This is a genomic window from Cryptosporangium minutisporangium (genome assembly GCF_039536245.1).
Classification (GTDB): domain Bacteria; phylum Actinomycetota; class Actinomycetes; order Mycobacteriales; family Cryptosporangiaceae; genus Cryptosporangium; species Cryptosporangium minutisporangium.
Genome location: NZ_BAAAYN010000020.1, coordinates 1 through 23,138 on the forward strand (window position 1 = coordinate 1; position 23,138 = coordinate 23,138).

At 68.7% G+C, this 23,138-nt stretch carries 23 protein-coding genes and 1 pseudogene; 6 read left to right on the top strand and 18 right to left on the bottom strand.

Going from position 1 to position 23,138, the window contains the following annotated elements; translation table 11 throughout:
• Nucleotides 1–101: 101 nt before the first annotated feature.
• The 13 genes from ABEB28_RS16140 to ABEB28_RS16200 all read right to left on the bottom strand — a co-directional run bounded on the left by ABEB28_RS16140 (nucleotide 102) and on the right by ABEB28_RS16200 (nucleotide 12,802).
• Entirely contained in the window at nucleotides 102–1,034 is a 933-nt protein-coding gene (locus ABEB28_RS16140; RefSeq protein WP_345728919.1) for a PrgI family protein, read from the bottom strand.
• Nucleotides 1,031–1,339: a hypothetical protein gene (locus ABEB28_RS16145; protein WP_345728920.1), complete on the bottom strand. Its 309-nt coding sequence runs from the start codon at nucleotides 1,337–1,339 to the stop codon at nucleotides 1,031–1,033. The genes ABEB28_RS16140 and ABEB28_RS16145 overlap by 4 nt, the downstream gene beginning before the upstream one ends.
• Nucleotides 1,336–2,481 carry a conjugal transfer protein TrbL family protein gene (locus tag ABEB28_RS16150; protein ID WP_345728921.1) on the bottom strand — a complete coding sequence of 382 codons (1,146 nt, stop codon included), beginning with the start codon at nucleotides 2,479–2,481 and terminating at the stop codon, nucleotides 1,336–1,338. Before ABEB28_RS16150 ends, ABEB28_RS16145 begins: the two co-directional genes overlap by 4 nt.
• 3 nt (nucleotides 2,482–2,484) lie before the next feature.
• Nucleotides 2,485–2,889 (bottom strand): pilin, encoded by a 405-nt coding sequence (locus tag ABEB28_RS16155; RefSeq protein WP_345728922.1) that lies wholly within the window; start codon nucleotides 2,887–2,889, stop codon nucleotides 2,485–2,487.
• Nucleotides 2,890–2,984: 95 nt separating this feature from the next.
• Nucleotides 2,985–4,040, bottom strand: coding sequence for a hypothetical protein (locus ABEB28_RS16160; protein ID WP_345728923.1), 1,056 nt, complete (start codon nucleotides 4,038–4,040; stop codon nucleotides 2,985–2,987).
• Nucleotides 4,041–4,571: 531 nt separating this feature from the next.
• Nucleotides 4,572–4,931, bottom strand: a complete 360-nt coding sequence (locus tag ABEB28_RS16165) for an integrase core domain-containing protein (protein WP_345728924.1) — start codon at nucleotides 4,929–4,931, stop codon at nucleotides 4,572–4,574.
• Nucleotides 4,932–5,009: 78 nt separating this feature from the next.
• Nucleotides 5,010–5,942 (bottom strand): quinone oxidoreductase family protein, encoded by a 933-nt coding sequence (locus ABEB28_RS16170; protein ID WP_345728925.1) that lies wholly within the window; start codon nucleotides 5,940–5,942, stop codon nucleotides 5,010–5,012.
• The gene (locus tag ABEB28_RS16175; RefSeq protein ID WP_345728926.1) at nucleotides 5,942–7,117 is read right to left on the bottom strand and encodes an FAD-dependent monooxygenase; all 1,176 of its coding nucleotides are present in this window, start codon (nucleotides 7,115–7,117) and stop codon (nucleotides 5,942–5,944) included. The genes ABEB28_RS16170 and ABEB28_RS16175 overlap by 1 nt, the downstream gene beginning before the upstream one ends.
• Before the next feature lie 202 nt (nucleotides 7,118–7,319).
• Nucleotides 7,320–8,684 (bottom strand): aminomethyl transferase family protein, encoded by a 1,365-nt coding sequence (locus ABEB28_RS16180; RefSeq protein ID WP_345728927.1) that lies wholly within the window; start codon nucleotides 8,682–8,684, stop codon nucleotides 7,320–7,322.
• Between the two features lie 359 nt (nucleotides 8,685–9,043).
• Entirely contained in the window at nucleotides 9,044–10,003 is a 960-nt protein-coding gene (gene purU / locus ABEB28_RS16185) for a formyltetrahydrofolate deformylase (protein ID WP_084742468.1), read from the bottom strand.
• Between the two features lie 93 nt (nucleotides 10,004–10,096).
• Complete coding sequence (locus tag ABEB28_RS16190) at nucleotides 10,097–10,960, bottom strand: methylenetetrahydrofolate reductase (RefSeq protein ID WP_345728928.1); 864 nt, start codon at nucleotides 10,958–10,960, stop codon at nucleotides 10,097–10,099.
• Between the two features lie 284 nt (nucleotides 10,961–11,244).
• On the bottom strand, nucleotides 11,245–11,670 hold the full coding sequence (locus tag ABEB28_RS16195) for a hypothetical protein (RefSeq protein WP_345728929.1): 426 nt from the start codon (nucleotides 11,668–11,670) through the stop codon (nucleotides 11,245–11,247).
• A gap of 265 nt (nucleotides 11,671–11,935) precedes the next feature.
• A complete protein-coding gene (locus tag ABEB28_RS16200) occupies nucleotides 11,936–12,802 on the bottom strand; it encodes an SDR family oxidoreductase (protein WP_345728930.1) in 867 nt (288 codons plus the stop codon).
• A 136-nt stretch (nucleotides 12,803–12,938) separates the two neighbouring features.
• On the opposite strand from ABEB28_RS16200, the gene pafA reads away from it, so the two are divergent.
• Complete coding sequence (gene pafA / locus ABEB28_RS16205; protein ID WP_345728931.1) at nucleotides 12,939–14,297, top strand: Pup--protein ligase; 1,359 nt, start codon at nucleotides 12,939–12,941, stop codon at nucleotides 14,295–14,297.
• 49 nt (nucleotides 14,298–14,346) lie between these two features.
• Here pafA and ABEB28_RS16210 read toward each other — a convergent pair whose 3' ends face one another.
• A complete protein-coding gene (locus tag ABEB28_RS16210) occupies nucleotides 14,347–15,213 on the bottom strand; it encodes a mycofactocin-coupled SDR family oxidoreductase (RefSeq protein ID WP_345728932.1) in 867 nt (288 codons plus the stop codon).
• Between the two features lie 99 nt (nucleotides 15,214–15,312).
• On the opposite strand from ABEB28_RS16210, the gene ABEB28_RS16215 reads away from it, so the two are divergent.
• Nucleotides 15,313–15,921: a TetR family transcriptional regulator gene (locus ABEB28_RS16215; protein ID WP_345728933.1), complete on the top strand. Its 609-nt coding sequence runs from the start codon at nucleotides 15,313–15,315 to the stop codon at nucleotides 15,919–15,921.
• Here the strand turns inward: ABEB28_RS16215 and ABEB28_RS16220 are convergent.
• Both ABEB28_RS16220 and ABEB28_RS16225 read right to left on the bottom strand, forming a co-directional pair.
• Entirely contained in the window at nucleotides 15,913–16,638 is a 726-nt protein-coding gene (locus ABEB28_RS16220; RefSeq protein WP_345728934.1) for an MBL fold metallo-hydrolase, read from the bottom strand. The two genes, ABEB28_RS16215 and ABEB28_RS16220, sit on opposite strands and share 9 nt — an antisense overlap.
• 62 nt (nucleotides 16,639–16,700) lie before the next feature.
• Complete coding sequence (locus ABEB28_RS16225) at nucleotides 16,701–17,180, bottom strand: MarR family winged helix-turn-helix transcriptional regulator (RefSeq protein ID WP_345728935.1); 480 nt, start codon at nucleotides 17,178–17,180, stop codon at nucleotides 16,701–16,703.
• A gap of 245 nt (nucleotides 17,181–17,425) precedes the next feature.
• On the opposite strand from ABEB28_RS16225, the gene ABEB28_RS16230 reads away from it, so the two are divergent.
• From ABEB28_RS16230 to ABEB28_RS16240, 3 genes are all read left to right on the top strand, one after another.
• Entirely contained in the window at nucleotides 17,426–17,854 is a 429-nt protein-coding gene (locus ABEB28_RS16230) for a nuclear transport factor 2 family protein (RefSeq protein WP_345728936.1), read from the top strand.
• A gap of 235 nt (nucleotides 17,855–18,089) precedes the next feature.
• The gene (locus tag ABEB28_RS16235) at nucleotides 18,090–18,854 is read left to right on the top strand and encodes a hypothetical protein (protein ID WP_345728937.1); all 765 of its coding nucleotides are present in this window, start codon (nucleotides 18,090–18,092) and stop codon (nucleotides 18,852–18,854) included.
• 93 nt (nucleotides 18,855–18,947) lie between these two features.
• Nucleotides 18,948–19,772: an SDR family NAD(P)-dependent oxidoreductase gene (locus tag ABEB28_RS16240; RefSeq protein ID WP_345728938.1), complete on the top strand. Its 825-nt coding sequence runs from the start codon at nucleotides 18,948–18,950 to the stop codon at nucleotides 19,770–19,772.
• 56 nt (nucleotides 19,773–19,828) lie between these two features.
• Here ABEB28_RS16240 and ABEB28_RS16245 read toward each other — a convergent pair whose 3' ends face one another.
• Both ABEB28_RS16245 and ABEB28_RS16250 read right to left on the bottom strand, forming a co-directional pair.
• Complete coding sequence (locus tag ABEB28_RS16245; protein WP_345728939.1) at nucleotides 19,829–20,392, bottom strand: GNAT family N-acetyltransferase; 564 nt, start codon at nucleotides 20,390–20,392, stop codon at nucleotides 19,829–19,831.
• A 67-nt stretch (nucleotides 20,393–20,459) separates the two neighbouring features.
• A pseudogene (locus tag ABEB28_RS16250) lies at nucleotides 20,460–21,336 on the bottom strand (transposase).
• Nucleotides 21,337–21,820: 484 nt separating this feature from the next.
• On the opposite strand from ABEB28_RS16250, the gene ABEB28_RS16255 reads away from it, so the two are divergent.
• The coding region (locus tag ABEB28_RS16255) for an ABC transporter substrate-binding protein (RefSeq protein WP_345728940.1) at nucleotides 21,821–23,138 on the top strand (1,318 nt) is incomplete at its 3' end.

The following is a 23,138-nucleotide window of genomic DNA, read 5'->3' on the forward strand; positions in this document are numbered from 1 at the left end:
GTTCTCGACGGCGGCCGGGCCGATCACGGTGGATAGCCCGGCCGGCTCGGCCGAACGCGCTTGCGTCGCGGCGGGGGCGGAGCGTCGCCGGATGCGGAGGCTCATCGGGGTGCTCCTGCGGTAACAGCCTCGCCGGGATGGGCGCGAGGCCATGCGGTGTCGGCGGGGGTGTAGGGGTCGGCGGCGCAGGTCAGGACCGCGACGGCGCGTTCGCCGTCCAGGACTGCGGTCTGCGCACCCAACGCGGTGAGCGCCGACGCGGTGTGCTCGGCGCGGCGCAGCACATCGGTGTCACGGCCGGCGGTGTCGGTGACGGCGATCGTCACGGTGCGCCACAGTGGATCGCGGCGGGCGGCGAGTTCATCGAGGAATGCCGCATAGTCCTCGGCCGCCTCTGCCAGGGCCGGGTTGGCGATCGTCTGCGCGGTCTGCGCGATGCGGTGGGCGTGACCGGACAGGTCGACGCGTTGGGTGGAGACCACGATCTGCACCGGACAGGTGAGGCTGTTGAGCCATCGGCCGTAGGCGCCGAGCAGCGCGGCCTGCTCGGTGCCGGTGCGCAGGCCGATGTTGACCGTGGTGCACCCGACCAAGGCCACCGTGCCGGCGCCGGTGTCGATGACGCCGGCGTTGCTGATTGCGTCCGCCGGTAGCCGCAGCGTCGGCACGCGCGGCAGCGACGGACTCGTCTCCGGTGCCCAGTCGGGTACAGGCGCGGAACGCCCCGCGGCTGGCGCGAGCCGCTTCGGGTCGCGGACGTGCTGGACCGCGGCGAGCAGCCAGGCGTCCATCGACAGGCCGTCGCGGCGGCCGAGCGCCAGCACGATCGCCACACCGGCGAGTGGAATGAGCAGCGCCAGCAGGACCGGTTGGGGCAGCAGTCCACCCAGGCCACGGAGGAGGCCGTAGCCAGCGACCGCAGCCACCGCCAGGATCGCCAGCTGCCGGGCGGTGAGCCCGTAGACGATCTTGTCCGGCGTGTCGACATCGGCGGGAACCCGGGCCCGAGGGGCCTCGTCGGGATCGGTCCTCACGGCGCCTCCAGACCAGCGGCGCGCGCGGTGTGGCAGCGCGCCGCCGCCTTCAACGCACGGGTGTAGACGTCGACGCCGGCCGTGATCTGCTCGCGGGTGTAGGAGTAGATCGCCCGGCCGGTAGGCCAGGCGACCGCGACGATCCCAGCCGCGGGCTGACGCCCAGCGGGCCCAGCCTTAGCGACCTCGGACGCACCAACCTCGAACGGTGGTGTCTCGGACGCGGGCGGCGCGAGCAGGGGAGTGCCGGCCATGGTTGCGGCGGTCGAGTGTGGTGGGGTGATGACGGCGATGAGGGTGATCACGGTTGCCTCCTGGTGGTTGTGCGGCGGCTCTTCAACGAGCGGGTGTAAACGTCGACGCCGCGGGCGAGTTCCTCGCGTGTGTAGGGGCGAACAGGGCGGCCGGTGGGGTAGGCGACACCGACCCGGCTGGGGCCCCCGCCGGCGGGACGGGGCAGCGGTCGGGCGGGGGCGCTGCGTCCGGGGCGCGTCGGCCAGGTGGTGATCTGGATCCGGGTGCCACCGCCACCGGAGGTCCGGCGGGCGCCGGGGATGCGGCGCAGGGAGCGGGTCAGCTGCTGAACGAGGACGATCCGCGCGACCGTGGCGAGCCCGGACGGTTTGGGCTGGGTCACGTAGCGGCGAATCAGCGCGGGGATCTTGATGACCGCCCACAGCAGGCACACCACGGTGAGCAGGTTCATCACCGCGCCGGGTTCACCGGGCAGGCCGAGCATGGGCAGGTTCGCGTCCGGGTTGAGGAAGATCGTCAGCGTGGTGTGGAGCGCGACGGCCTGCAGGACGACGGTGCCGAGTGCGCCGAGCAGAGTCCGCCACCACAGCTTCGCTGCGCCCTCGGTCTGCGGTGTGCCGTGTAGCGCGAGCGCAATCGGCGCGATTCCAACGGCGACGACCAGCACTCCGAGCCGAACGATCCACTGCACGACAAGCACGCCGACGAGGATCGCGATCAGCAGGCCGATCACCAACAGCAGGATCCCGGTGTCGCTGACCGGCTTCTTGGTATCCAAGGACGCCAGCGTCAGGTCACGCAGCTGCTGCATGGACTTGGGTGAGGTGATGCTCTGGCTCGTCAACGAGGCGGTCAGCGCGTTGGCTACCTGAATCGCCGTCGAGCAGATCGGTCCGGAGAAGTTCGCCGCGATCAGCCCGATGATCAGCCGCGGGACCAGCTCACCCGGCCCGACGCGGGATTGCAGGGTGTCGCGTCCCATGATCTGCAGCGCTGTCCACAGAAACGCCAGTACGTAGCAGGCGTTCACCACGTCCAGACAGGTGCCGGCCAAGGCGGCGACCTGGGGCAGCTCGGTGACATCCGGGCTGACGAACACCGTGGCCGACAACAGGCCCCACAGCGTGTTCAGCGCGCCGACGACCGCTGCGAGCAGCACCGGATAGATGGTGCCGGTGATCCAGTCGGCCACCGGTCAGCCCCCGATCCACCCGCGGACGATCCCGAGCAAGACCGGCGCCAGGATCGCCAGGGCGTAGCCGATCAACGCGGACTTGAACGCGGACTTGGCCTTCTCCACCTCGGTGGGGTCGCCGCCGGCGGCCAGGTACCGCAGGCCCCCGATGGTCAGGAAGAGCGTGGCGACGCCGGCGAGGATCCCGACGACCCAGGTAGTGATGTTGGTGATGATCTGCGGCAGGCTGTAGACGGCGAGGATCTGCGGGTCCGCGGCGGTCCGCAGTTCGGTGGCGGTCTGCAGTTCGGTGGCGATCGGTGGCTCGGCGAACGCTGGGGCCGCTCCCAGCGCGATTGTCAGGAGGACGGCGGCCAGCGTTGTGCCGGTGTGTGTGGCGATGCGCTGGATGGTGCGGCGGTTCATGGGTGGACTCCTCCCGCCCCGGGGAGACCGAGGCTTTGATCGGGATGAGGTGCGCCACCGGGAACCGAGGCGGGGCCGTGGGAGCGCTGCTCCTTTCAGCCGGAGGTGGATCGAGTGCGAACACGGCCACTCAGGCCGGCCGCGCCCCGATCCCCGGGGCGCTGACAACGGCCCCGTGCGGGTCCGATGTCTTGCCCACCAAGGCCGTCGGTTGGGCGGCCAACACGACGCCCGGTTCGGCGACCGAACCCAACGGCGACCCAACCGCGACCGGCTGCGGCCCCGCGCCGACCGACTGCGCCCGGGGACGGTGCAACCCGACGCCGGGTCGCACCGTCCCGCCCAGAGGGCCTCACGCCGCGGATCTTGGTTGTGGCGGCGCGGGTCTGGGGCGTGGCAGCACGCGTTCGCGCCGGCCACAGCGGCACGAACGCCAGATCGCCGTCGCGGATGGCGTCGACGAGCCGCTGTTCGGCTTTACGTCGCCAGGCCGAGCCCAGGCCGGCGCTGATTCCGATCCGCGCGCCGGCCCGCGCCAGCGTGGCGCCCTCCAGGCGGGTCTCGGCGATCAGGTGCGCCTCGTCGACGTCCAGGACGCCGGCGGCGACCGCGCGGGCCAGCACCAGCTCGGGGTGGTCCCACGGGTAGATCGGTGCGATCGGTCCGGTCGCCTCCGCTCGGACCAGCTGTGCGTCGGACTCGGCGTCGCGAGCCTTGCGGGCAGCGCGCACACCGGCGTCGATCAACCTGCCGCAGATCCGCGGCGGGTCCAGATCGATAGTCGTGAGGCGCGCAACGAAACCGGTCAGCAGCTCAGCGTCCAAATCGTGGGTGTCGCCCCGCCAGCCCGCGGCGAGCAATCCGGCGGCATGGCGCAGCCCCGGCATCGCGACCCCGACCGCGGCCACCACCCAGGCCGGGCCGTCGCGACGGGCCCGCACCACCAGTTCACGCCACACCTCGTCGCGGACGTGCGCGCTGGCCTGCGGCGAGAGAAGCAGCGCGCGCAGCCGCTCCAACGGGATGATCTCCTCGGGCAGGCCCTCGACGCCGCGGCCGTCGAACCCGACGTGGGTCGGCGGCTGCACGAGCAACACGAAGGCGCGTTCGGCCGCGGCCAGGGGAGAGGAAGGCCAGGAGCGAGCAGACATGACAACCTCGCAGACAAGGGATCGGCGCCGCGCGCCTCCGGCGGCGCGAGGCCCCTATCCGCGCACACCCACCGAACAGCATCGACCTCAGCCATCGTCCCGGCAGGATGCATTTGGCCTGCTCAAGGCCGGTGTTCACCCAACACCCAACGGCTCGGGGCCGGTCGAGTACGTACTCGCCGCGGCGCCTAACGGCGCAGGTGGGCATGTTTGTTGGGCAGTGTTGGGTCGATGGGACACCACGGCCGACCGCCACGCGATCGCGTTGCCACAGTCGCGCCACCACGCCGCATACCGCGCAGTGCTGCAGCCGCGCGTCTCGGACTTCGAGCGTCGAACCTCTCAGCGGGCAGGCGCTCCAACCCGTCCCAGATCACCGGTGGCCCGAGCGAGTTACTCCCACGATGGCCGGTTCCCTTGCCTGATGGGGGACCGGCCGTCGATCTGTGTTCGGCGTTGTTCCGCTGCCGTGTCCACGCTGCGGCCAGCGCTGAGCTTCCCCCGGTTTCCCGGACGGCTCTGGTGTGGTGGTCAGGCCGCGGCTGCGGTGAGGGTGTGGGTTCTTTCGTAGTCGATCGGGGACAGGTTTCCTAGGGCGGAGTGCCGGGGGCGGGGGTTGTGCCAGGCTTCGATCCACTCGAAGATCGCGTTGGCCAGCTCCTGGCGGGTCGGCCAGGGCCGCCGGTCGAGCAGCTCGAGCTGCATGGAGCCGAAGAACGACTCGGCCAGTGCGTTGTCGAAGCAGTCGCCGATGCTGCCCATCGACCCGAGCAGCCCGGCTTTGCGCAGCCGGGTGCCGAGGGCGGCTGGCTGGCCCGAACTGGATCTGTCCTCGGGAGGGCGCCGGGGGCCGCTGGCTCCCACTGCGAGGCCCGCCGCTAGTCCGATCACGAGTCCATATGGGAGCCCATTGTCCTGAAACCCCGAAGCGAGGGCGGGGACGGCACGCCGTCCCGGCCCTCGCGCTGTTCAGATACGGATGGCGATCTTCCCGACCGCTCCGCCGCCCAACGCAGCGAAGGCGCGATCGAGATCGGCAAGGTCGAACGTGCGGGTGATGGGCGCTCGCAGACGTCCGTCACCGGCCAGCTCGGCGATCGTGCGCAGCGCGTCTTGGTCGACGCCGGCTCGAATGTTGGTCGACCCTGAGCGATCCGGGTCAGCCGCATGCCCGGTAGAGGCGACCCGACCGGCGGGAGCGAGCACGGGGTCCGCAAGGTCGGCGAGGTTGGCAGGGTCGCGGTTCACGAGGTCGATGATCGCGGTTACCCCATCCGGATGCAGTGTGCGAACTCGCTCGGCGAGATCACCACCGGTCCAGTCGACGACGTCGACCGCGCCCAGCTCGCGCACGTGACGTGCCTCTTCCCCCGGGCGGGCGGTGGCCACCACCGCTGCCCCGCGGGCCGCCAGCAACTGGATGGCATAGCTGCCTACGCCGCCGGTGGCTCCGTTGACCAGGACGACGTCACCCGCGCCGGCTTCGATCGCGTCGACACAACGCAGCGCGGTGAGCGCGGCCAGGCCGAGCGCGCCGGCCGAGGTGTCGTCCACGGTCTCCGGGGTCCGGCACACCCATTCCCGCGGCACGGAGACCAACTCGGCGAAGGAGCCGCGGGCGGCGACGAGCTCGCGGACCAGTCCGAAGACCCGGTCGCCGGGGGAGAGGTCAGAGACCTCCGCGCCGACGGCTTCGACGGTGCCGGCCAGGTCGCTGCCCAGCACCACCGGGAAGCGGTAGGTCATGTACCTGGCGGCAGCGCCGCTCGCGACAATCGCGTCGTGCGGGGTCACCGAGGACGTGTGCACCCGCACCAGCACCTCGTCGGGCGCCGGCTCCGGAGGGGGCGCCTGGGTGAGTTCTGGCTGAGCGCCCTCGGCAGGCAGCAGGTAGGCGCGCATCAGTAGGCCTCGGTGAACAGCCGTGCCTGTGCATTCGGTACGACTTGCCTCAGCAGTTCGTGATCCGCCGCGGTCAGTTCGTCGCCGTTCTCCTGCTTGAGCAGGGCCAGGGAGGCGTCGGCGACGAACAGCGCACGGTCGCGCCGCCGTCGATACCAGGCGTCCAGCGCGTCGGGTAGGCCGTCGTGCTGGTCCAGGGCCGCGGCGAGGGTGACCGCGTCCTCCACCGCCATCGCCGCGCCCTGGGACATGTGCGGAGGGCTGGTGTGCGCCGCGTCCCCGGCGATAGCGATCCGGCCCCGGAACCAGGGTTCGCGGACGGTCAGGTACTCCAGCGGCGTGTACACGATGGTGTGGTCGGGGGTGATGCTGTCGCGGAGCTCACCGAGGCGGCCCGAGAACGGCCGGGTGCGCTCGCGGAACAGATCGAGAAAATCCTCCGGCGCGTGGCGTGGCTTACCCGGCTCGGGTGTGACGAGGCCGAAGTACATGTCGTCTTGGCTGGTGGGCGTGAGCACAACCTTCACGCCCGCAGCGAACGCCACGACGATGTGCTTGAGATAGTCCGGTCGTGGGAGGGTGACCCGCCAGTTCGCCGAGCCGGTGAAGGCCGGCGCGTATTTGTCGCCGAACAGGTGCTCGCGGATCTTCGATCGGACACCGTCGAAGCCCACGACTAGGTCGTAGCGGTTGCTCCCAGCACCGGCATCACGGATCGGCGGGGTGCGCTTTCCGGTCCAGGTGGCCAGCTCGACCTCCACCCCGTCGGCGTCCTCGTGCATCTCCCAGATCGTGACGCCGGTGCGGATGCGCGCGCCCGCCTTGTCCGCGGCCTCGCGCAGAATCTGGTTGTACGCCGGTCGTCCGATGGCGTTGTTCGAGGGCTTGGCGTAGACGCCGTCCGGCGGTGGGATCGCGGCCACCTGTTCGCCGAGCGGGTTCCACAGCACCAGCTCTTCGAAAGGGAAACCGATGTTGAGGCAGGCCTCGCGTACGCCGATCTCATCGAGGGCCGCGAGCACGTTGGCCGGCTGGTTGAGCCCGACGCCGAGCACGGCGTCGGAGCCGACAGCCTCCGCGACGTCCACCTGGACACCGCGCTGGCCGAGCGCCGCCGCCAGCGTCAGGCCGCCGATACCGGCGCCCTGGATCAGAACCTTGCGAACCGCGGCCATCAGCGAGCACCTGCCGACCGGTTGAGCTTTGGTCGGCGGCGCGCCGGCCATGGCGCGCTTCCGCCGGTGGAGCGGGAGTCACTGCCGAGAGGGATATGTGGTGCAGACATGTCGGACTCCTTCGTCCGAGTCGGGACGGTGCGTCGGTAGACGGTGCGGCGACGGGGAGCCGGCCACGAGACCTGTCGTGGCCGGCAGCGCGTTACTTGTCGCGGTAACCCGTCCGTGCGTACTCGTTGTACGGAGCGGGCTGGACCACCGCCCGGATCCGTTGGAAGGCTCCGGGGTCGGCTACTCCCATCGGGCCGGGGTGTTCGCCCCAGACGATCGTGACCTCGGTTCCCGGGGCGGCGTGCTGCGTGTCGACACGGGCGATCGAGTGCACCAGCCCGTCACGCGCGCTCGACGCCGCGTACTCCGAGATGCCGACCAGGTCGGAACCGATCTCCACGCGGTCCTTGGTGTAGCTGTGAACCAGTCCGCGGTCGGCGCCGAAAACCCGGTCGAGGTCCTCCCGGCTCCAGACCAGCGTGACCTTGGTTCGGCGGACGGCGTCCTTCTGCGTCCGGAGCGCCTCGCGACCGATGAATTCGTGGTCGAAGGAGATGGATCGTCCGTATCCCAGCTCGTACGGGTTGACGTAGTAGTCCTCGATGTTGGGCGAGTAGAAGCTGCCGCGTAGCGCGGCCATTCCCTCATAGGAGAAGACACTGGTGTGCCGGCGGAACTCGTCCATCCCCGCCGAGGTGTAGATGGCGGGTACCGGGGTGGCCAGCCAGCCACTGTCGACGCCCGCCGTGTAGTAGGCCCGCCCGCCCACCTGAACGATGCCCAGCTCTTCCCCGGCGTCGAGGAGGGCATCCCGAACGAAGTCGTGATGCTCCCACGGGCCGAAGAACTCGAAGCCCGGCTGCCCGGTCATGCCGTGGCGCAAAGCGTAGAACTCACGCCCGTCCAGCGACACCGTGCCGTAGTGGAAGAACTTGACGTCGTCGAGCGTGTCCTTGAACAGCTTGTGGATGAGTGGTCCCGCCTTCGGACCCTGGATCTGCAAGCGGAAGAGGACCGGGTCTCCCTGGCGGATGTCCGAGGAATAGTCCCAGGTCAGGTCGACGTCGTACGTGTCGCGCTGGGCGTGGAAAGCGATCCAGTTGTGGGCAGTGCCGATGCCGGTGACGATGAACCGGTCTGCCGCCGTGCGGGTGAGGATCGCATCCTGGATCAGCCAACCCTCCTCGGACACGGTAATCAGCTGCTTGGCCTGCCCCACCGCGAACTTCTGATAGTTGTTCGCGCTCACCGCGGACAACAGGCGCACCGCGTCCGGTCCCTCGATGAACAGGTCGGTCATGTGATGCGATACCTCGAGCAGCGCGACGCCCTCTTCCCACGCGAGCTGCTCCTGCGCCCAGCCGACGAACTCGGCCGGCACCCGGGGCACCTGGATCGGGGGGACGTTGGGCTTCCACAGCAGCTGCATCGGGCCGCCTGCCTTGTCCAGGCCGTCCTGAACGGTGTCGGTGGGTGTCAGCCCACCCGTGTCACCCATCCAGTCGAAATCGGGCACGGGTCCTCCTCGTTGAAATCCACGGCCGGTCGATCGGCAGCGGGCTCGGTGGTGCGGCAGCCACGGAGCGACTGCATGGGTTATCGGGTCACGCGGGACTTCCGCACGGACAGTGCGGAGACGTGTCGTCAGCCGGCCGATTCGGAATTGGACGAGTTCTGACCCTGGCCGGGATGGCATGTCGGTGTGAGCCGGTGATAGCGAACGTTAGGAAGGCCGGGCTTGCGCCGGAAATGCACAGCAGCTATTTCTGCGATCCATCAGCCACATAGCCGGACCTCGCGCGGTGGGTCGTGGTCCGTCGGGCGCCCGTCGGCAGTGCCTCCGTCGATGATCGTCGAGGCCATGTGCTGCCCTTCTCAGGAGCCGATCGAGCCGAAGACGATGGTGGTATTGCCGTGGCGGGCGACCCGGTCTTCGAGATGCCAGCGCACTGCCCGGGAGAGCACCGCACGCTCTACGTCGGCGCCCAGCTGGACGAGATCGGCCGTTGCGTGCCGGTGGTCGACGCGCACGACGTCCTGCTCGATGATCGGCCCCTCGTCGAGGTCGGCGGTGACGTAGTGGGCGGTGGCGCCGATAAGTTTGACGCCCCGCTCTTTGGCCTTCTGGTAGGGCCCGGCGCCGATGAACGCGGGCAGGAACGAGTGGTGGATGTTGATGAGCGGCACACCCACGCTCGCCAAGAAGTTCGGCGTGAGGATCTGCATGTACCGAGCGAGCACGACCAGGTCGACGTTGCCCCGCAGCAGGTCCAAGATCCGCGCCTCTGCCTCTGCCCGATTGTCGCGGCTGGCGGGCACGTGGAAGAACGGTACGCCGAACGGGCGGATCTCCTCGGCCAGGTCGGCATGGTTGGAGACGATCATGGCCACGTTCATGTCCAGCTCGCCACGGCGGTTGCGCCACAGCAGGTCCAGGACGCAGTGATCGGTCTTGGAGACCATGATCGCCACCCGCTTGACCTTGGTGGACTCGGTCAGGGTGAACGTCATGTCGAACCGCTCGGCGACCTCGGCGGCGAAGGAGCGTTCCAACTCCCCGAGCACGGCGGGCAGGCCGGGCAGATGGAACTCCGTCCGCTGGAAGAACTTTCCGTTCTCCTCGGCAGTGGAGAATTGGTCGAGGGTGAGGATGTTCGCTCCGTGCTCGGTCAGGAAGCTGCTGATCGCCGACACGATCCCCGGCTGGTCGGCACACTGGATGAGCAGGCGGCCGCGGTCAGCGTAGTGGGCGCCTCGCACCTTGGCGCTGGGCAGGATCGACGGTGCGGCGCTCGCCGTTGTGCTGGTCGTGGATGTGGCGGTCAGCGTGGTCATAAGGTCTCCGGGTCGGCCGGTTGCTGGCGGAGCGAGGCGCGGGGTTGCGTGAGCCGTCCATCGGCTCGAACGATGGGGGTGCGCGGGGCAGGTTCAGGCAAGGCTTCGCAAGGTGCGCTGGCGCCAGACCTCGGTCGGCTCCAAGTCGTTGAAGGTGAATATGTGGAAGCCGGCGATGGCGTTGTCGGATTTGCCGATGTGGGGCGCTAGGCCCTTGACAATTTTGTCCGGGTTGTAACCACCTGGTACGAAGAAGCGCCAGAAGAGGGTTTGCTGCTTCTTCAGGAACTTCGCCGATTCGCCGATGCCGAGTCCGCCGGAGAGACGCAGCAACTTCTGCCTGCTGACTGCTCCCGGCGCACCCACGTACACGGGGAGGTCGATGCCGCGCCGCTTGAGCTCACGTGCCCAGGACAAGATCACTCGCGGGTCGAACACGATCTGGGTGGTGATGTGTGTCGCCATCGGGGCTTTCTCCGCGAGTGCCTGGAACAGCACTTCCTCGCTGACCGCCGGATGTCCCTCCGGATGTCCACCAATACCGATGTCGGTGAAGCCGTGGTCCAGTTCGTGCAGGGCGCGCAGGAGCGAGAGCGCATCGCTGAATTCGGTTGGGGTGTCGGTGCGGTCACCGCCGATCACGAACACGTGGGTGATGCCGGATTGCCGGCAGCGGGCGACGACATCGGCCAGGTGCGCCCGGTCGCGCACCTGCTGCGCGGACAGGTGCGGAGCGACCGCGTACCCATGTCCGGCGAGGCTGACCGCTAAGTCAACGGACGCGTCCTGGCCCTTGGCGGGGGAGGCGGTCACCGTCAGTGGGACGTGTTTGGGCACGTGCGCGAGCACGGCCTCTTCGGTCCTCTTGAAGGGGATGACCTCGAACCCAAGTGTCTCGAAGGCCCGGCGCAGCGAAGCGCGGGCCGCCGGTCCCCGGTCGGCGATCGTGCGATCCACTAGTTCCCCTTCGGTCGGCGGGAGCTGGTCAGCACTGGCTGTTTGGGGACACCCGCTCGCCGACGCTGATCGTTGCCAACGCTAGAAAGGCCGCCCGGCAGCGGGAAATGCGTTGTTGCTATCTCTGCGATCCGTCGGACGCATAGCCGTGATCCGCAGGATGCGAGTGCATCTGCGCTAGCTACCCGTATCCCGGCATATTCGGCACGGGCATGTTCGGACCGGCGGCATTCATACCGCTCCTTGCTCACCGATGTTTCGCGGGTCAGCCACGTGCTCGCTGATCAGCCGGTAGTCGCTGCTCGGCCGATCGGCGTCTCCCGCGACGACAGAGGCATCCTGCTCGCCGTGTGCCTCCCCAGGCGGCCCATCCGCTCTCCAGCGCCTACGCATCGGCTGACCCGGGCGGGCGTGTCGCCGATGTTGCGCGCGGGAGTAGCCTGCACCCGGACCCACCGGTCGTCCGCGGTGAGGTACTCGGCCATCCACCTCGAGTGGATCCCGTGCTGCTCCGGCTCGTGGATGTACCGGGTGGGGGCCATCGGGACGTCGAACCACGCCACCGACTCCGGCCTGTCGACGGCCACCGCAGGCGCGTCCAGACCGGAGGCTTCGAGCAGGGACGCCACCGAAAGCCCACTGACGGCGAAGGACGCCGCGGCGAGGTCCGCGATCGGGAAGGGCGTTCCCAGATCCCCGTCGCCGCTCACCTGGAGGGAGTCGACGTCGGACGACTGTTCGCCGAGGCTCTCCCAGATCTGCCGGGTGAACCACCGGGTGAGCTCCTGGCCACCCTTCGACGGTCAACGAATAGGCTGCTAGCGGGTGCTTGCGCGCGGTCGCGATGGGCATCTGGCGCGTTCGGGCCCGCACGACGGCGTTAACCCGCACCGACGTGTCGGAAGGCGCGCGGAGTTCCCCTGGTAGTGCGGACTGATCTTGGCAATCGCCCGTCCTACCAGGGTCTTTCGCCGGCTACGCGCCGATGATCGGCGGGGTGGTGACTCCGAGCTCGGCCAGACGTTCGTCGACCAGGTCCAGCGCCGCACGGATCTCGTCGAGGCGCGGCTCGGCGAACGCGCGAATGCGTGCGTCGGTGATCACCAGGAAGTCCCCACGCTCGACGCCCTCCAGCGTCAGCTGCGCGGTCAGCTCGGGCGGGAGCCCGGCCACCTCCATCGCCTGCGCGATCTGCTCCCCGACCTCCGCCGGCAGCTGGGCGCTCCCGCCGTAGACGTCCTGGCGGTGACTGGCAGAGTCCCAGAGCCGGGTGTTCACGACGCTTGGGCAGAACAGCGTCACCCCCACACCGCTCTGCTTCACGTCACGACGCAACGTGTCGGCCAGGCCGAGCAGCGCGTGCTTGGTGGCGGTGTAGATGCTCGTCGCTCCCGTCGGAGGGACACCCACCGAGTTCTCCGACCCGGTGATCACGAAGTGGGCGCGCTCGCCCGCCTCCGCCGCCGCCACCTGACCCGGTACGAAGGCCTGGATCGTGTTGAACACGCCGCCTACGTTCACGTCGAACATCCAGCGGAACTCTTTGGGGTCGGTGTCCACGATCGTCCCGCCGGTCGCGACGCCGGCGTTGGCGAAAACGAGCGTGGGATCGCCGAGGTCGGTTCGTACCTGGGCGGCGAGCTCCTGCATCCGGGCGTGGTTCGCGACGTCACACGCGTAGCCCCGCGCGCCCCCGCCGATCGCCTCGGCAACCGCCTGCGCGGCATCCAGACGCAGATCCACGACTGCTACCCGCGCACCGCGGGCAGCCAGCCGCTCCGCCAATGCCTTGCCGATCCCGCTGGCAGCACCGGTGACGAGGGCGACCTGGTTCTCGAACATGAATCTCCCCTTGAACTAGTGAGTTCTGTGCGCACCCTACGCCGGAAGTGCTACCGAGTGCCAAACATGCCTCTGGGTACACTTAGCCTCTCGTGCCGGTGTCGGTACGGGTGTCCCCGCCAGAAGGGAGCCCGGCATGGAGCGGCGCATTCTCGGTCTCGAGACCGAGTACGGAGTCACGTGCACCTACCGAGGCCAGCGGCGTCTCTCGCCGGACGAGGTCGCGCGCTACCTGTTCCGCCGGGTGGTGTCCTGGGGACGCAGCAGCAACGTCTTCCTCCGCAACGGATCCCGCCTCTACCTCGACGTCGGCTCCCACCCCGAGTACGCGACAGCCGAGTGCGATTCCCTCGTCGACCTCGTCACCCATGACCGTGCGGGCGAGCGCATCCTCGAAGGCTTGGCCGTCGACGCCGAGAAGCGCCTTCGCGACGAGGGCATCCCGGGTGACATCTTCCTGTTCAAGAACAACACCGATTCGGCGGGCAACTCCTACGGCTGCCACGAGAACTACTCGGTGTCGCGGCACGGTGAGTTCGCGCGGCTCGCCGAGGTGATGATTCCGTTCTTGGTGTCCCGACAGCTGATCTGCGGGGCCGGCAAGGTACTGCATACGCCGCGCGGGGCTGTGTTCTGCCTCTCGCAGCGCGCCGAGCACATCTGGGAAGGCGTCTCGAGTGCTACGACGCGCAGCCGCCCGATCATCAACACCCGCGACGAGCCGCACGCCGACGCCGAGCGCTTCCGGCGTCTGCACGTGATCGTCGGGGACTCGAACATGAACGAGGTCACCACGCTGCTCAAGGTCGGAAGCGCCGACCTCGTGCTGCGGATGATCGAGTCGGGTGTCACCACTAAGGACTTGACGCTGGAGAACCCAATCCGCGCTATCCGCGAGATCAGCCACGACATCACCGGACGACGCAAGGTCCGAATGTCCGACGGCCGGGAGCTCAGCGCACTCGATATCCAACACGAGTACCTCGCCAAGGCGACCGAATTCGTCGAGCGCAACGGGGCCGACCAGACCGCCAAACGGATCATCGAGCTCTGGGGCCGTGTGCTCAGCGCGGTCGAGAGCGGCGACCTCGGTTCGGTGTCCCGCGAGATCGACTGGGCGTCGAAGTACACGCTGATCGAGCGTTACCAGGCCAAGCACGACCTACCGCTGTCGCACCCGCGGATCGCTCAGCTCGACCTCGCCTATCACGACATCCGGCGCGGCCGCGGTCTGCACACGCTGCTGGAGAAGCGCAAGCAAGTCGATCGCGTCACCACCGACCTGAAGGTGTTCGAGGCCAAGGAGCGGCCGCCGCAGACCACCCGGGCGCGGCTACGTGGCGAGTTCATCCGGCGTGCACAGGAGAAGCGTCGGGACTTCACCGTCGACTGGGTGCACCTGAAACTCAACGACCAGGCTCAGCGCACGGTGCTCTGCAAAGACCCGTTCCGGGCCTACGACGAGCGGGTGGACCGCCTCATCGAGACCATGTGACGGGAGCGCCGCCGCCCCTCGACCGAGCGGCGGCGGAGCTCCTCGCGGATCAGGCCGGGGCGCCGGAGTTTGTTCCGGCGAGCAGCGCGCCGGCGTCGACCTTCAACTGAAGTCCGGTTACGTACCGCGACTCATCGGAGGCCAGGAAGAGCACCGCGTTGCTGATGTCGCCGGGCTCGACATAGGGAATCGGCATCGGCTGCATCGCAGGGAACGCCAGCTCGGCGTCCTCACGGGTAGGGTCTTCCAGGTCGGGGCGGAAGATCTTGTACATCGGCGCGCTCTGCAGCATGTCGGTGTCCACGTTCGTGGGGTGGACCGCGTTGACGCGGATCGAGTGTGGCGCGAACTGCAGGGCAGCGTCGTGCACAAAGCGAGCGACCCCACGCTTCGCGTGGGAGTAACCGGCGCCGCCGGGACCGTTCGCCGGGTTGTCGGTCCCACCTGGCGCGAGACCCGCGACCGAGCCTGTGCAGATGATCGACGCGCCGGCGGTCAGGTGCGGGAATGCCGCCTCCACCGCGTTGATGACGCCGACCAGGTCGACGCTGATCGCGTCGAGGAAGCCCCGCGGCGGAACGTCGCCGCCCAGCGGGCAGATGCCGGCGTTGGCGACGACGATGTCGAGGCGCCCGAGCTCGGCGACGCCGCGGCGGACGGCGTCGAAGACCTGGGATCGTTCGCGTACGTCGGCCTTGACGGTGACCACGCGGCGGTCGAGTTTCTCGACCAGCCGGGCGGTCTCCTCCAGATCCGCCGTGGTGGCCAGCGGGTAGTGGTTCGTCTCGATGTCCTCGCAGATATCGATGGCGATGATGTCCGCGCCTTCTGCGGCCAGGCGAAGGGCGTGACTGCGGCCCTGCCCGCGCGCCGCCCCGGTGACGAAGGCGACCTTGCCCTGTACTCGTCCTGCCATCTCGTGCTCCTCACTTCTCTGATCGATGCCGGAGACCGGCATCCGATCGAAGGGTATATGCACTGAGTGCATAAACAAGTGCTGCCCTAGATTGAGGTGGTGGTCGACCAGGAACCCGAGGTGACGGACGGACGCACACGTCGGCGACGGCAGAACTGGCGCGCGACCCAGGGAGCGGCCATCCGGCTGGTGGGAGACCGCGGCTTCGCCGCGGTGACCGTGGACGAGATCGCTGCTGCGGCGGGGCTCTCGCGGCGAACGTTCTTCAACATGTTCCCGACGAAGGCCGCAGCGCTGTTCGACGCCCCCGCGGAGGACCACGAATGGCTGGCGGCGCTGCTGCGCGAGGCCGAGGGCACCCGGCCACTCTGGCCGGCGCTGCGATCGATCTGCACGGTGTTCGCGGGCGGGCACGAGGACGTGCTCGCGGTCCGCCGTCGACTGGTCGGAGAATCACCGGAGCTCGAGCAGTACCACCGGGTCGCGCAGGGTCACGTCGGTACGGCGCTCGCCGACTGGGCCCGGCGCCAGTTGCCGGGCGACGCGCTGCGCGCCGAGCTGCTGGCTCGATCCGCTGAGGCGGTGATGCTCGCCGCATTCCACGTCTGGCAGCCCGACGACGATCCCGCCGAGTTCCCGCGCCTCATCGCACAGGGCTTCGAGGAACTCGTACCGGTCTTCGACCTCGCGTCGTCGGATTCAGGCTAGATCGACGAGCTCCCAGCGTCGGCTGCCGTCCCGGCCGCGGATCACCCTGCCGAATCGGCATCCGTCGAAGTGTGCGCCGACGGCTGGTATGCCGCTCGCTTCCAGCTCGTCGGCCAGCTGTGCGCGGGCCTTGCGGGCGCCGTCGCGGTCGGCATCGAATTTGTCCAGCCAGCCGTCCTCCACCAGCGTCGCCGGGTGGTGGGCGGTGTCGCCCAGAAGAAACGCGCGGTCCTCGCCCTCGCCGACCTCGATGAGACAGTTGCCCGGGGTGTGGCCGGCCACGAGGCGGAGCAGGACGCCTGGAGCTATCTCGGTGCGCTCGGCGCGAGCGAGCCGCACCAGATCGCCGATCGGCCGGACGATGTCGGCCATGCCCATGTCGGCTTCGCCGTGCCCGGATTCGAGCGTCGCCCAGTCGGCCGCGTGCACGTGGTGGGCGGCGGCGGGGAAAGTCGGTTCGCCGTCGACGCTCAACCAGCCGACATGGTCCCGGTGCAAATGGGTGCCCGCGTCGACGAGGATGAGTCGATCTGCGGTCCGGAGCAGGAAGCCCCCCAGCGGGAAACGCCAACCGCCGGGCTCGAACCAGCCGGAGGTCTCCCAGTCCGCCGGGGAGCCCGACGGCGGAACGAGCAGGGTTCCCGGCGGCGCCTGCGCCCAGCCGTCCGGAACGGACTCGATCGAGATCCCGGATACGGTGAGCTTCTCTTGCGGCATGACGATCTCCTCAGTCGGGGGGCTGGGCAGGAAGCCGTCCGTCCTGACGCCCGACGCCACCGTCAACGAGCGGATGCTTCCTCAGCTGGGCTGGGCGGTGCGAGCTGAGTCTCCAGGCCGGCCAGGAAACGTTCGAAGAGCCGCGTGAACTCGGTCGTTTCTGTCTCCGTCCAGGATCGGAGCGTCTCGCCGAAAACCTGCGCACCCCACGCCTCGATCCTGTTCACCACTTCTCGGCCGGCCGGTGTCGTGACGAGACCGAACGTCCGGCCGTCCAACGGATCCAGTCGGCGTTCGACCAGACCGTTCCCGAGAAGCGGACGAAGGGTGCGGCTGAACGTGGACGAGTCCACGCCGAAGCGGGCGGCCAGGTCCTTGCTGCGGTGGCCACCGTGCGGCCCGGTTTGGTCGATGGCCCGGAGCGCACCGAGCGCCGTGGCCGGCAACTGCATCTCGGTCAGGGCCCGTCGACGCATGAGTCGGACCAGCGGTGCCAGTCGGCTCACCTGGTCGTGCAGCGTGGCGACCGAATCGACTGACATCTTCGCTTCTACCTCCGGCTCCTCGAGCGACCTACCGCTCCGATCCTGCCAGCCTGGTTGAGTCCTCTCTTCTGCGGCGTATGTCCGCGTCCCGAGGACGTAGCGCTGATCGTTGCAGCGAAGGTGATGACTTGACAAGAAAAGAGTCTCCTCAATCTCTGGTGCTCGCGCTCGTAGTCGGCCTAGGTTGCCCACGGCGGGTTTGTGTCGACAGGTTGTTTGCCCAATGGGACGGAGTGGTTCCGATGAGTGACAAATTTGACGTGGTCGAGACGCACAGCAGGTACTGCGACGCGCTGGACCGCGGCGATGCCGACGATCTGGTCGCGGTGTTCACCGAGGACGCCGTCTGGTACTGCAAGCCGATGGGGACCTTCGAGGGCCACCAGGGCCTGCGGACCTTCTGCAAAGCGGTTCACGAGATGACCCCCGGCTCGATGCGGCACACGACGTCGAATCACGTCGTGGATGTCACCGGCGATACCGCGCGGTTACGGTGCTACCTCACCGGGATCGTTTGGGACGCGGCGAAGGGCGTCGCCCCGCAGGTCGGCGGCGCGGGGCGGTACGACGCCCAACTCGTCCGCCAGGACGGGGCGTGGAAGATCCGGCGCCTCGACGTCGAGCTCTACGAGGTCGGCGACAACCTCGACGAGCGGCTCACCACATCCTGAAGCCGCCGGGTCAGGCCGGCGTCGCCACCGTGCGGTGAGCCCGCTGCGGGCGCAGCCGCGCGCCGTGAGCACAGGTAGGCGCCGTGCTCGGCGCGACGGTCCTGCTCCTCCATCGTGATCCGAACGGCCGCGAGCTAACCAGGGGCTGCCTACCCCAGGGTGGAGAGCGGTCTGGTTGCTCCGGCGGGCGCGGCGAAACATCCCTGCCAGACCGATCAGATCCGAGGAGGCCACCGTGCGTGCCACTCTGACAGTTCTCAGCGCTACGTTGACCGCGCTACTAGCCGCCCCGGCCGCGGCCGGGGCGGCTAGTACCGGAACGCCGCCGCCGGTGCCGACCCCCGGTGGGCCGCCGCCACCGGTCGAGCCTACCGTGCCCGGTCCGACCAACGTCGACGCACTGGACGTGGCGGTCCGGCCGGATGGCGCCACGCGGCACGGCGTCCGCATCAGCTTTGACCGCACCAGCCGCGCCGCGGAAGGCGGCACACCGGCCGCGGCCACGCAGTTCGTGTTCTTGTTCGACAAGTCCGTCGGGTTCCATCCCGCCGCGTTCCCCACCTGCGACGTGGAAGCGTTTCTGGCGCGCGGAGCCGTTGCCTGTCCGGACGGGTCGCAGGTCGGTGACGGAACCGCGACCTACCCCGATCGCTCCGTCGCGGTCGCGGTCTTCAACACCCGCTATGACGACGGTTCGCGGGGCGTCCTCATCACGGTGCCGTCGGCCAGGATCGCGCTCCGCAACACGTTCGAGCCGGTCACTGGCTCCTACCGTCACCACTATCGGTGGGGGTCCGACGAGTTGCTGCCCTCGCCGCTGCCGCCGGCCGAGCGTGCGGCGACGATCCGGTTCCAGGTGACGTTCGGTGCGTCGTACGGGGGTCGCAGCTACGTCGAGAGCATCGCGAAGCCGGGGACTCCACTGCGCTTCGGGCTCTGGAGCCGCTTCGTCACCGGTCAGATCGCCCTGCCCACAACGACGGCGGCGAGCCCCGCCTGATCATCGGGGGAGGATCCCGTGCAGGAACATGTCACTGGTGTCAGTCGGCGCGACGTTCTCCGGACCGTCGTTGCCGGTGCTGGCGGTACCGCGTTGACCGCAGCGGTTTCCGGCTCTACCGCCGCCGCGACCCCGGCCGGTCATCGCCGCTTCGAGGGGAAAGTCGTCGTCATCACCGGTGCCACGTCCGGCATCGGCCGGGCAACCGCCGAGGCGTTCGCTCGCGAAGGTGCACACGTGATTTTCTGCGGACGACGTGCCGCGCTCGGCCGTCAGGTGCAGGCCGCGATCCGAGGCACCGGGGGCAGCGCCACCTTCGTACCGGCCGACGTCCGGTTTCCCGACCAGGTGCAGCGCCTCGTCGACACCGCCGTCGCCCGGCACGGCCGGCTCGACATCGCCTTCAACAACGCGGGAGTCCTGGGCGCCCGCAAACCCGTCCAGGACACGACCGACGCGGAGTTCGACGAACTGATCGACATCAACCTGCGCGGGGTGTTCAACGCGATGCGCGCCGAGCTTCGCCAGTTCCGCCGCCAGCAAGGCGCCCCGGGCGTCATCGTGAACACCTCGTCGTTCCACGCCTACGCCGCCCGCGCACTCAGTCCTGTCTACGGCGCCACCAAGGGCGCGATCCTCGCGATGACCCGCAGCGCCGCCATCGTCCAGGGCGAGGACCGGACCGGAATCCGGATCAACGTGCTTGCCCCGGGCACGGTCGACACCCGACTGTTGCGGCAGGCCACCGGGGGAGACCCGGCGGCGACCGCGCGAGCCGCGCAGGACGCCTCGGGTTTGCGCCGGATCGCCACCCCGGCGGAGATGGCAGGGGTTGTGTTGTTCCTCGCTTCCGACGACGCCGTGTACATCACCGGCGAGGGCATCGTCGCGGACGGCGGCGCACTCGCCTCCATCTGAGCAGGCCGTGGCCGGTCACGAGAGCGAGACCGGACGATCCTCCGGAAGCAGAGTCGTCAGGCGTCGAGCTTGCGAGAGGTGGGACCCGTGGGTCCTCCTTCAGGATCGGCGTCGGGACCGTTGACCATCACGACGAGATCGAGTTCGGCGACCGAGTCGGCATCGGCGAAGGGCGGGACACCTGCAGCAGGAACGAAGCCTACCGACTCGTACAGGGCGCGGGCTCGGGTGTTCGTTCGTTTGACGTCGAGCCAGATCTGTCGCCTCGGCGTCACCTCACGAATCCTCGCTACCGCCGCTTCGAGCAGGGCGCGTCCGTGCCCCATGCCGCGACGATCGGGTCGTACCACGATCCGCCGTAGCTCGATCGGTCCCGAGCCCTCGAGACCGGCGAGCGTGGCGAAGCCGACGATCTGGTCGTCGACGATACCCACGAAATGGCCCTGATCCGGGTCAGCGAGCGCGCGAGCGTGCCAATCCGTCCCGGTGCTGCCCAACCAGTCCGAGGTGTCCGGCGCGGACTCCATCCTCGTAACCGTGGGGAGGTCGTCCGGGGCAGTCGGCCTGAGGGTAAATCGCAGAGCGCCTCGGCCTGAGGGAAGTCGACGTGACCTGTCCACGGCCGCGACGCTAGAGGACGTCTCGTAACTCGTCCGGGTTAGTGGCGGCCCGTGCCGGGCCCGTGGTTCATCCGGTGAGGGCGAGGTTGTGGAGTAGCGCGATGCCGGCGGCGGTGGTGTGGAGAGTGCGGGCGGCGCGGCGGTGGTCGCGGAGGATCTTGTAGGTCTTCATCCGGGCGAAGGTGTGTTCGATGGCGGCTCTGACTTGCCGATGCTTGGTGTTCCACTCTTCTTGCCAGGCGGGTAACCGTTCCTGCCCGACCGCGCGGCGATACGGGAGGATCACCTCGGGGTGGCCCTGGTAGCCGCCGTCGGCTACAACCGGACGTCCGTCGAGCTGGTCTTTCATGCCGGAGTCGCGGTAGGCGAGGGTGTCGTTGCGGTTGCCTGGCTGCGGGTCGCCGACCGCGATGACCAGCCGGGTGTCGGCGTCGATGGCGACCTGCAGGTTCGTGGAGTAGCGGTAGTTCTTCGACGACGCGGCGAGGGTGTGGTCGCGGGTCGGGACCAGGGTGCCGTCGACGATCGCGACCTGATCCAGCCGCCGCTTACGGACCGGAGCCAGCGCCAGCAGCGGGCCGAGGGTGTCCAGTACCCGGTGCACCGCCGAGTGGGAGATCCCGAACAGCGGTCCGAGCTGGCGCATCGTGAGGTTCGTCCGCCAGTAGGTCGCGACCAGCAGCACCCGATCTGGCAGCTCAAGTGCCCACTGTCTGCCCGGACGCCCGTCCTGGATCTCCTCGCCGCCGCGCTCGGCGACCAGCCGCACCAGCTTGCGNATCTGGCAGCTCAAGTGCCCACTGTCTGCCCGGACGCCCGTCCTGGATCTCCTCGCCGCCGCGTTCGGCGACCAGCCGCACCAGCTTGCGGAACTGCGCCTGACTCAACCCGGTGAACGGTTCGATCCACTCCCGGCGCGACGCGGTGATGACCGGCGATGACACCCCGACATCCTCCACGATGGCCGGTCGGCGGACCTAACCGAGATACGAGACGTCATCTAGTCGTCCATTCGGGTCGCTCGCCAGAGCCCGCCGCGCCGCATCGGACGCCACCGGTCCGTCGGCCGCGCGGCTGGAGTCGTTGTCGGACGCTGCACGCCCCGAGGGACAGCATCCGATAACCACGGGCTGGCAAACGCGGGTGACCACCGTGCCACCGCCCGGATGACACACCAGTGGACGGTGTGACATATAAGTGCACCAATTCCGCTCGGAAGTAGGCGCCGGAGTTCGGGTTTGTCGCACAGAAGCTCTAGCCGAGCCGACGGCGGATCATTGTAGATGAAACCGGATAACGCTGACATCTTCGCCCTTCGTTCGTTGAGCGGACGCGTTCTCGCGGCTTGTGAACTTCATCTCGACACCGAAGATTAAGTATCCTATTCTCTCGGCCTAGCGAGTGTCCCTGGGTGGCAAAGGAGCCTCAGTGGTGCGCAATCAATGTTTGAGACGACGGCGGGTCGCCGTTGCCGCAGTTGCAGTCCTCGGGCTCGGAGCAGCCTTATTGACCGGCTGCAGTGGGAACGATGATTCGGACGGCTCGTCGTCGAGCACGTCGAAGGCGGTGGACCTGTCCGTTCTGGGGGACAAGAAGCCGGCCACCGGGGCGCCGGTGAAGATCGGGCTGTTCAACATCGAGGGCGGCACGGCGGTCGACAGCCCCGAGATCGGGGACGGGGCGCGGGCGGCGGCCGACTACGCGAACGAATATCTCGGTGGTCTCGGCGGCCACAAGATCGAAATCGTGAGGTGCGGCGACAAGGGCGACGGCGCGTCGGCAGCGGCGTGCGCGAACAAGTTCGTCCAGGCACGAGTGGCCGCAGTGGTGGTGGGACAGCCCGCCACGGCCGACCAGATCGTCCCGGTCATTCAGGGCGCGAAGATCCCCTGGATCAGTGCCTCGCCGTCGGCGCCCACCGAGTTCGCCTACCCGGGTGCCACCTTCTTCTCGTCGGGGTTCCTTGGCCTGCTCGCGAGCCAAGCCGTCTACGCCAAGCAGAAGGGCTGGAAGCGCGTCACCATGCTGGGCACCGAGAATCCCCAGCTCGTCGCTACGCTCAACAGCATCGGCAAGCCCCTGTTCAAGGGACAGGGCGTCACACTCGACTTCGTTCCCGTGCCGCACGGGACGGCCGACGCCGGTCCTCAGGTCACCGCGGCGACGCAGTCGAAACCCGACGCCCTGGTGATCGCCGCCGATGCGGCCGGATGCCAGGCTGTGTTCACCGCGATGACCACCCTGGGTGCGACCCAGCCGAAGATGGTCAACAACGCGTGTGTCGCGCAGCCGGTGGTCGACGCCGTCGGTGAGGCCGGAATCGACAAGACCGTGTTGTTCATGTCGGGTGACCCGGTGGGCGACCACGAGGAAGCCCAGCTCTACCGCGCCATCATGCAGCAGTATGCCCCGGACGTGGAGGAAACCGGCGGCATCACGCCTCTCGGTTACCAATCGATGCTCGGCTTCGTCCGCGCTCTCAACGCCGACAGCTCGACCAGCGGCGACGTCACGCCGGAGACCGTCACCGCGGCCATCAAGAAGGCCAAGAACCTGCCCCTTCCGATGGGCAACGGGGAGACCTTCTCCTGCGACGTCACGCAGTTCCCTGTTCCGACGATCAAGGCCACGATCTGTAACTCGAAGTACTTCGTCACCACCTACTCCGGAACCAAGGCGGGCCCGTACGAAACCGTCGACGCCGCCGCGGCGTTCCGCGGGACTGTGGATCTAACGGTGTTTCTGG

Excerpts from the sequence above, each read along its gene's own strand:
- ABEB28_RS16200 (WP_345728930.1), bottom strand. The coding sequence starts at position 12,802 with ATGTTCGAGAACCAGGTCGCCCTCGTCACCGGTGCTGCCAGCGGGATC.
- pafA (WP_345728931.1), top strand. The coding sequence starts at position 12,939 with ATGGAGCGGCGCATTCTCGGTCTCGAGACCGAGTACGGAGTCACGTGC.
- ABEB28_RS16210 (WP_345728932.1), bottom strand. The coding sequence starts at position 15,213 with ATGGCAGGACGAGTACAGGGCAAGGTCGCCTTCGTCACCGGGGCGGCG.
- ABEB28_RS16160 (WP_345728923.1), bottom strand. The coding sequence starts at position 4,040 with ATGTCTGCTCGCTCCTGGCCTTCCTCTCCCCTGGCCGCGGCCGAACGC.
- ABEB28_RS16220 (WP_345728934.1), bottom strand. The coding sequence starts at position 16,638 with ATGCCGCAAGAGAAGCTCACCGTATCCGGGATCTCGATCGAGTCCGTT.
- ABEB28_RS16230 (WP_345728936.1), top strand. The coding sequence starts at position 17,426 with ATGAGTGACAAATTTGACGTGGTCGAGACGCACAGCAGGTACTGCGAC.
- ABEB28_RS16175 (WP_345728926.1), bottom strand. The coding sequence starts at position 7,117 with ATGGCCGCGGTTCGCAAGGTTCTGATCCAGGGCGCCGGTATCGGCGGC.
- ABEB28_RS16170 (WP_345728925.1), bottom strand. The coding sequence starts at position 5,942 with ATGCGCGCCTACCTGCTGCCTGCCGAGGGCGCTCAGCCAGAACTCACC.
- purU (WP_084742468.1), bottom strand. The coding sequence starts at position 10,003 with ATGACCACGCTGACCGCCACATCCACGACCAGCACAACGGCGAGCGCC.
- ABEB28_RS16225 (WP_345728935.1), bottom strand. The coding sequence starts at position 17,180 with ATGTCAGTCGATTCGGTCGCCACGCTGCACGACCAGGTGAGCCGACTG.
- ABEB28_RS16155 (WP_345728922.1), bottom strand. The coding sequence starts at position 2,889 with ATGAACCGCCGCACCATCCAGCGCATCGCCACACACACCGGCACAACG.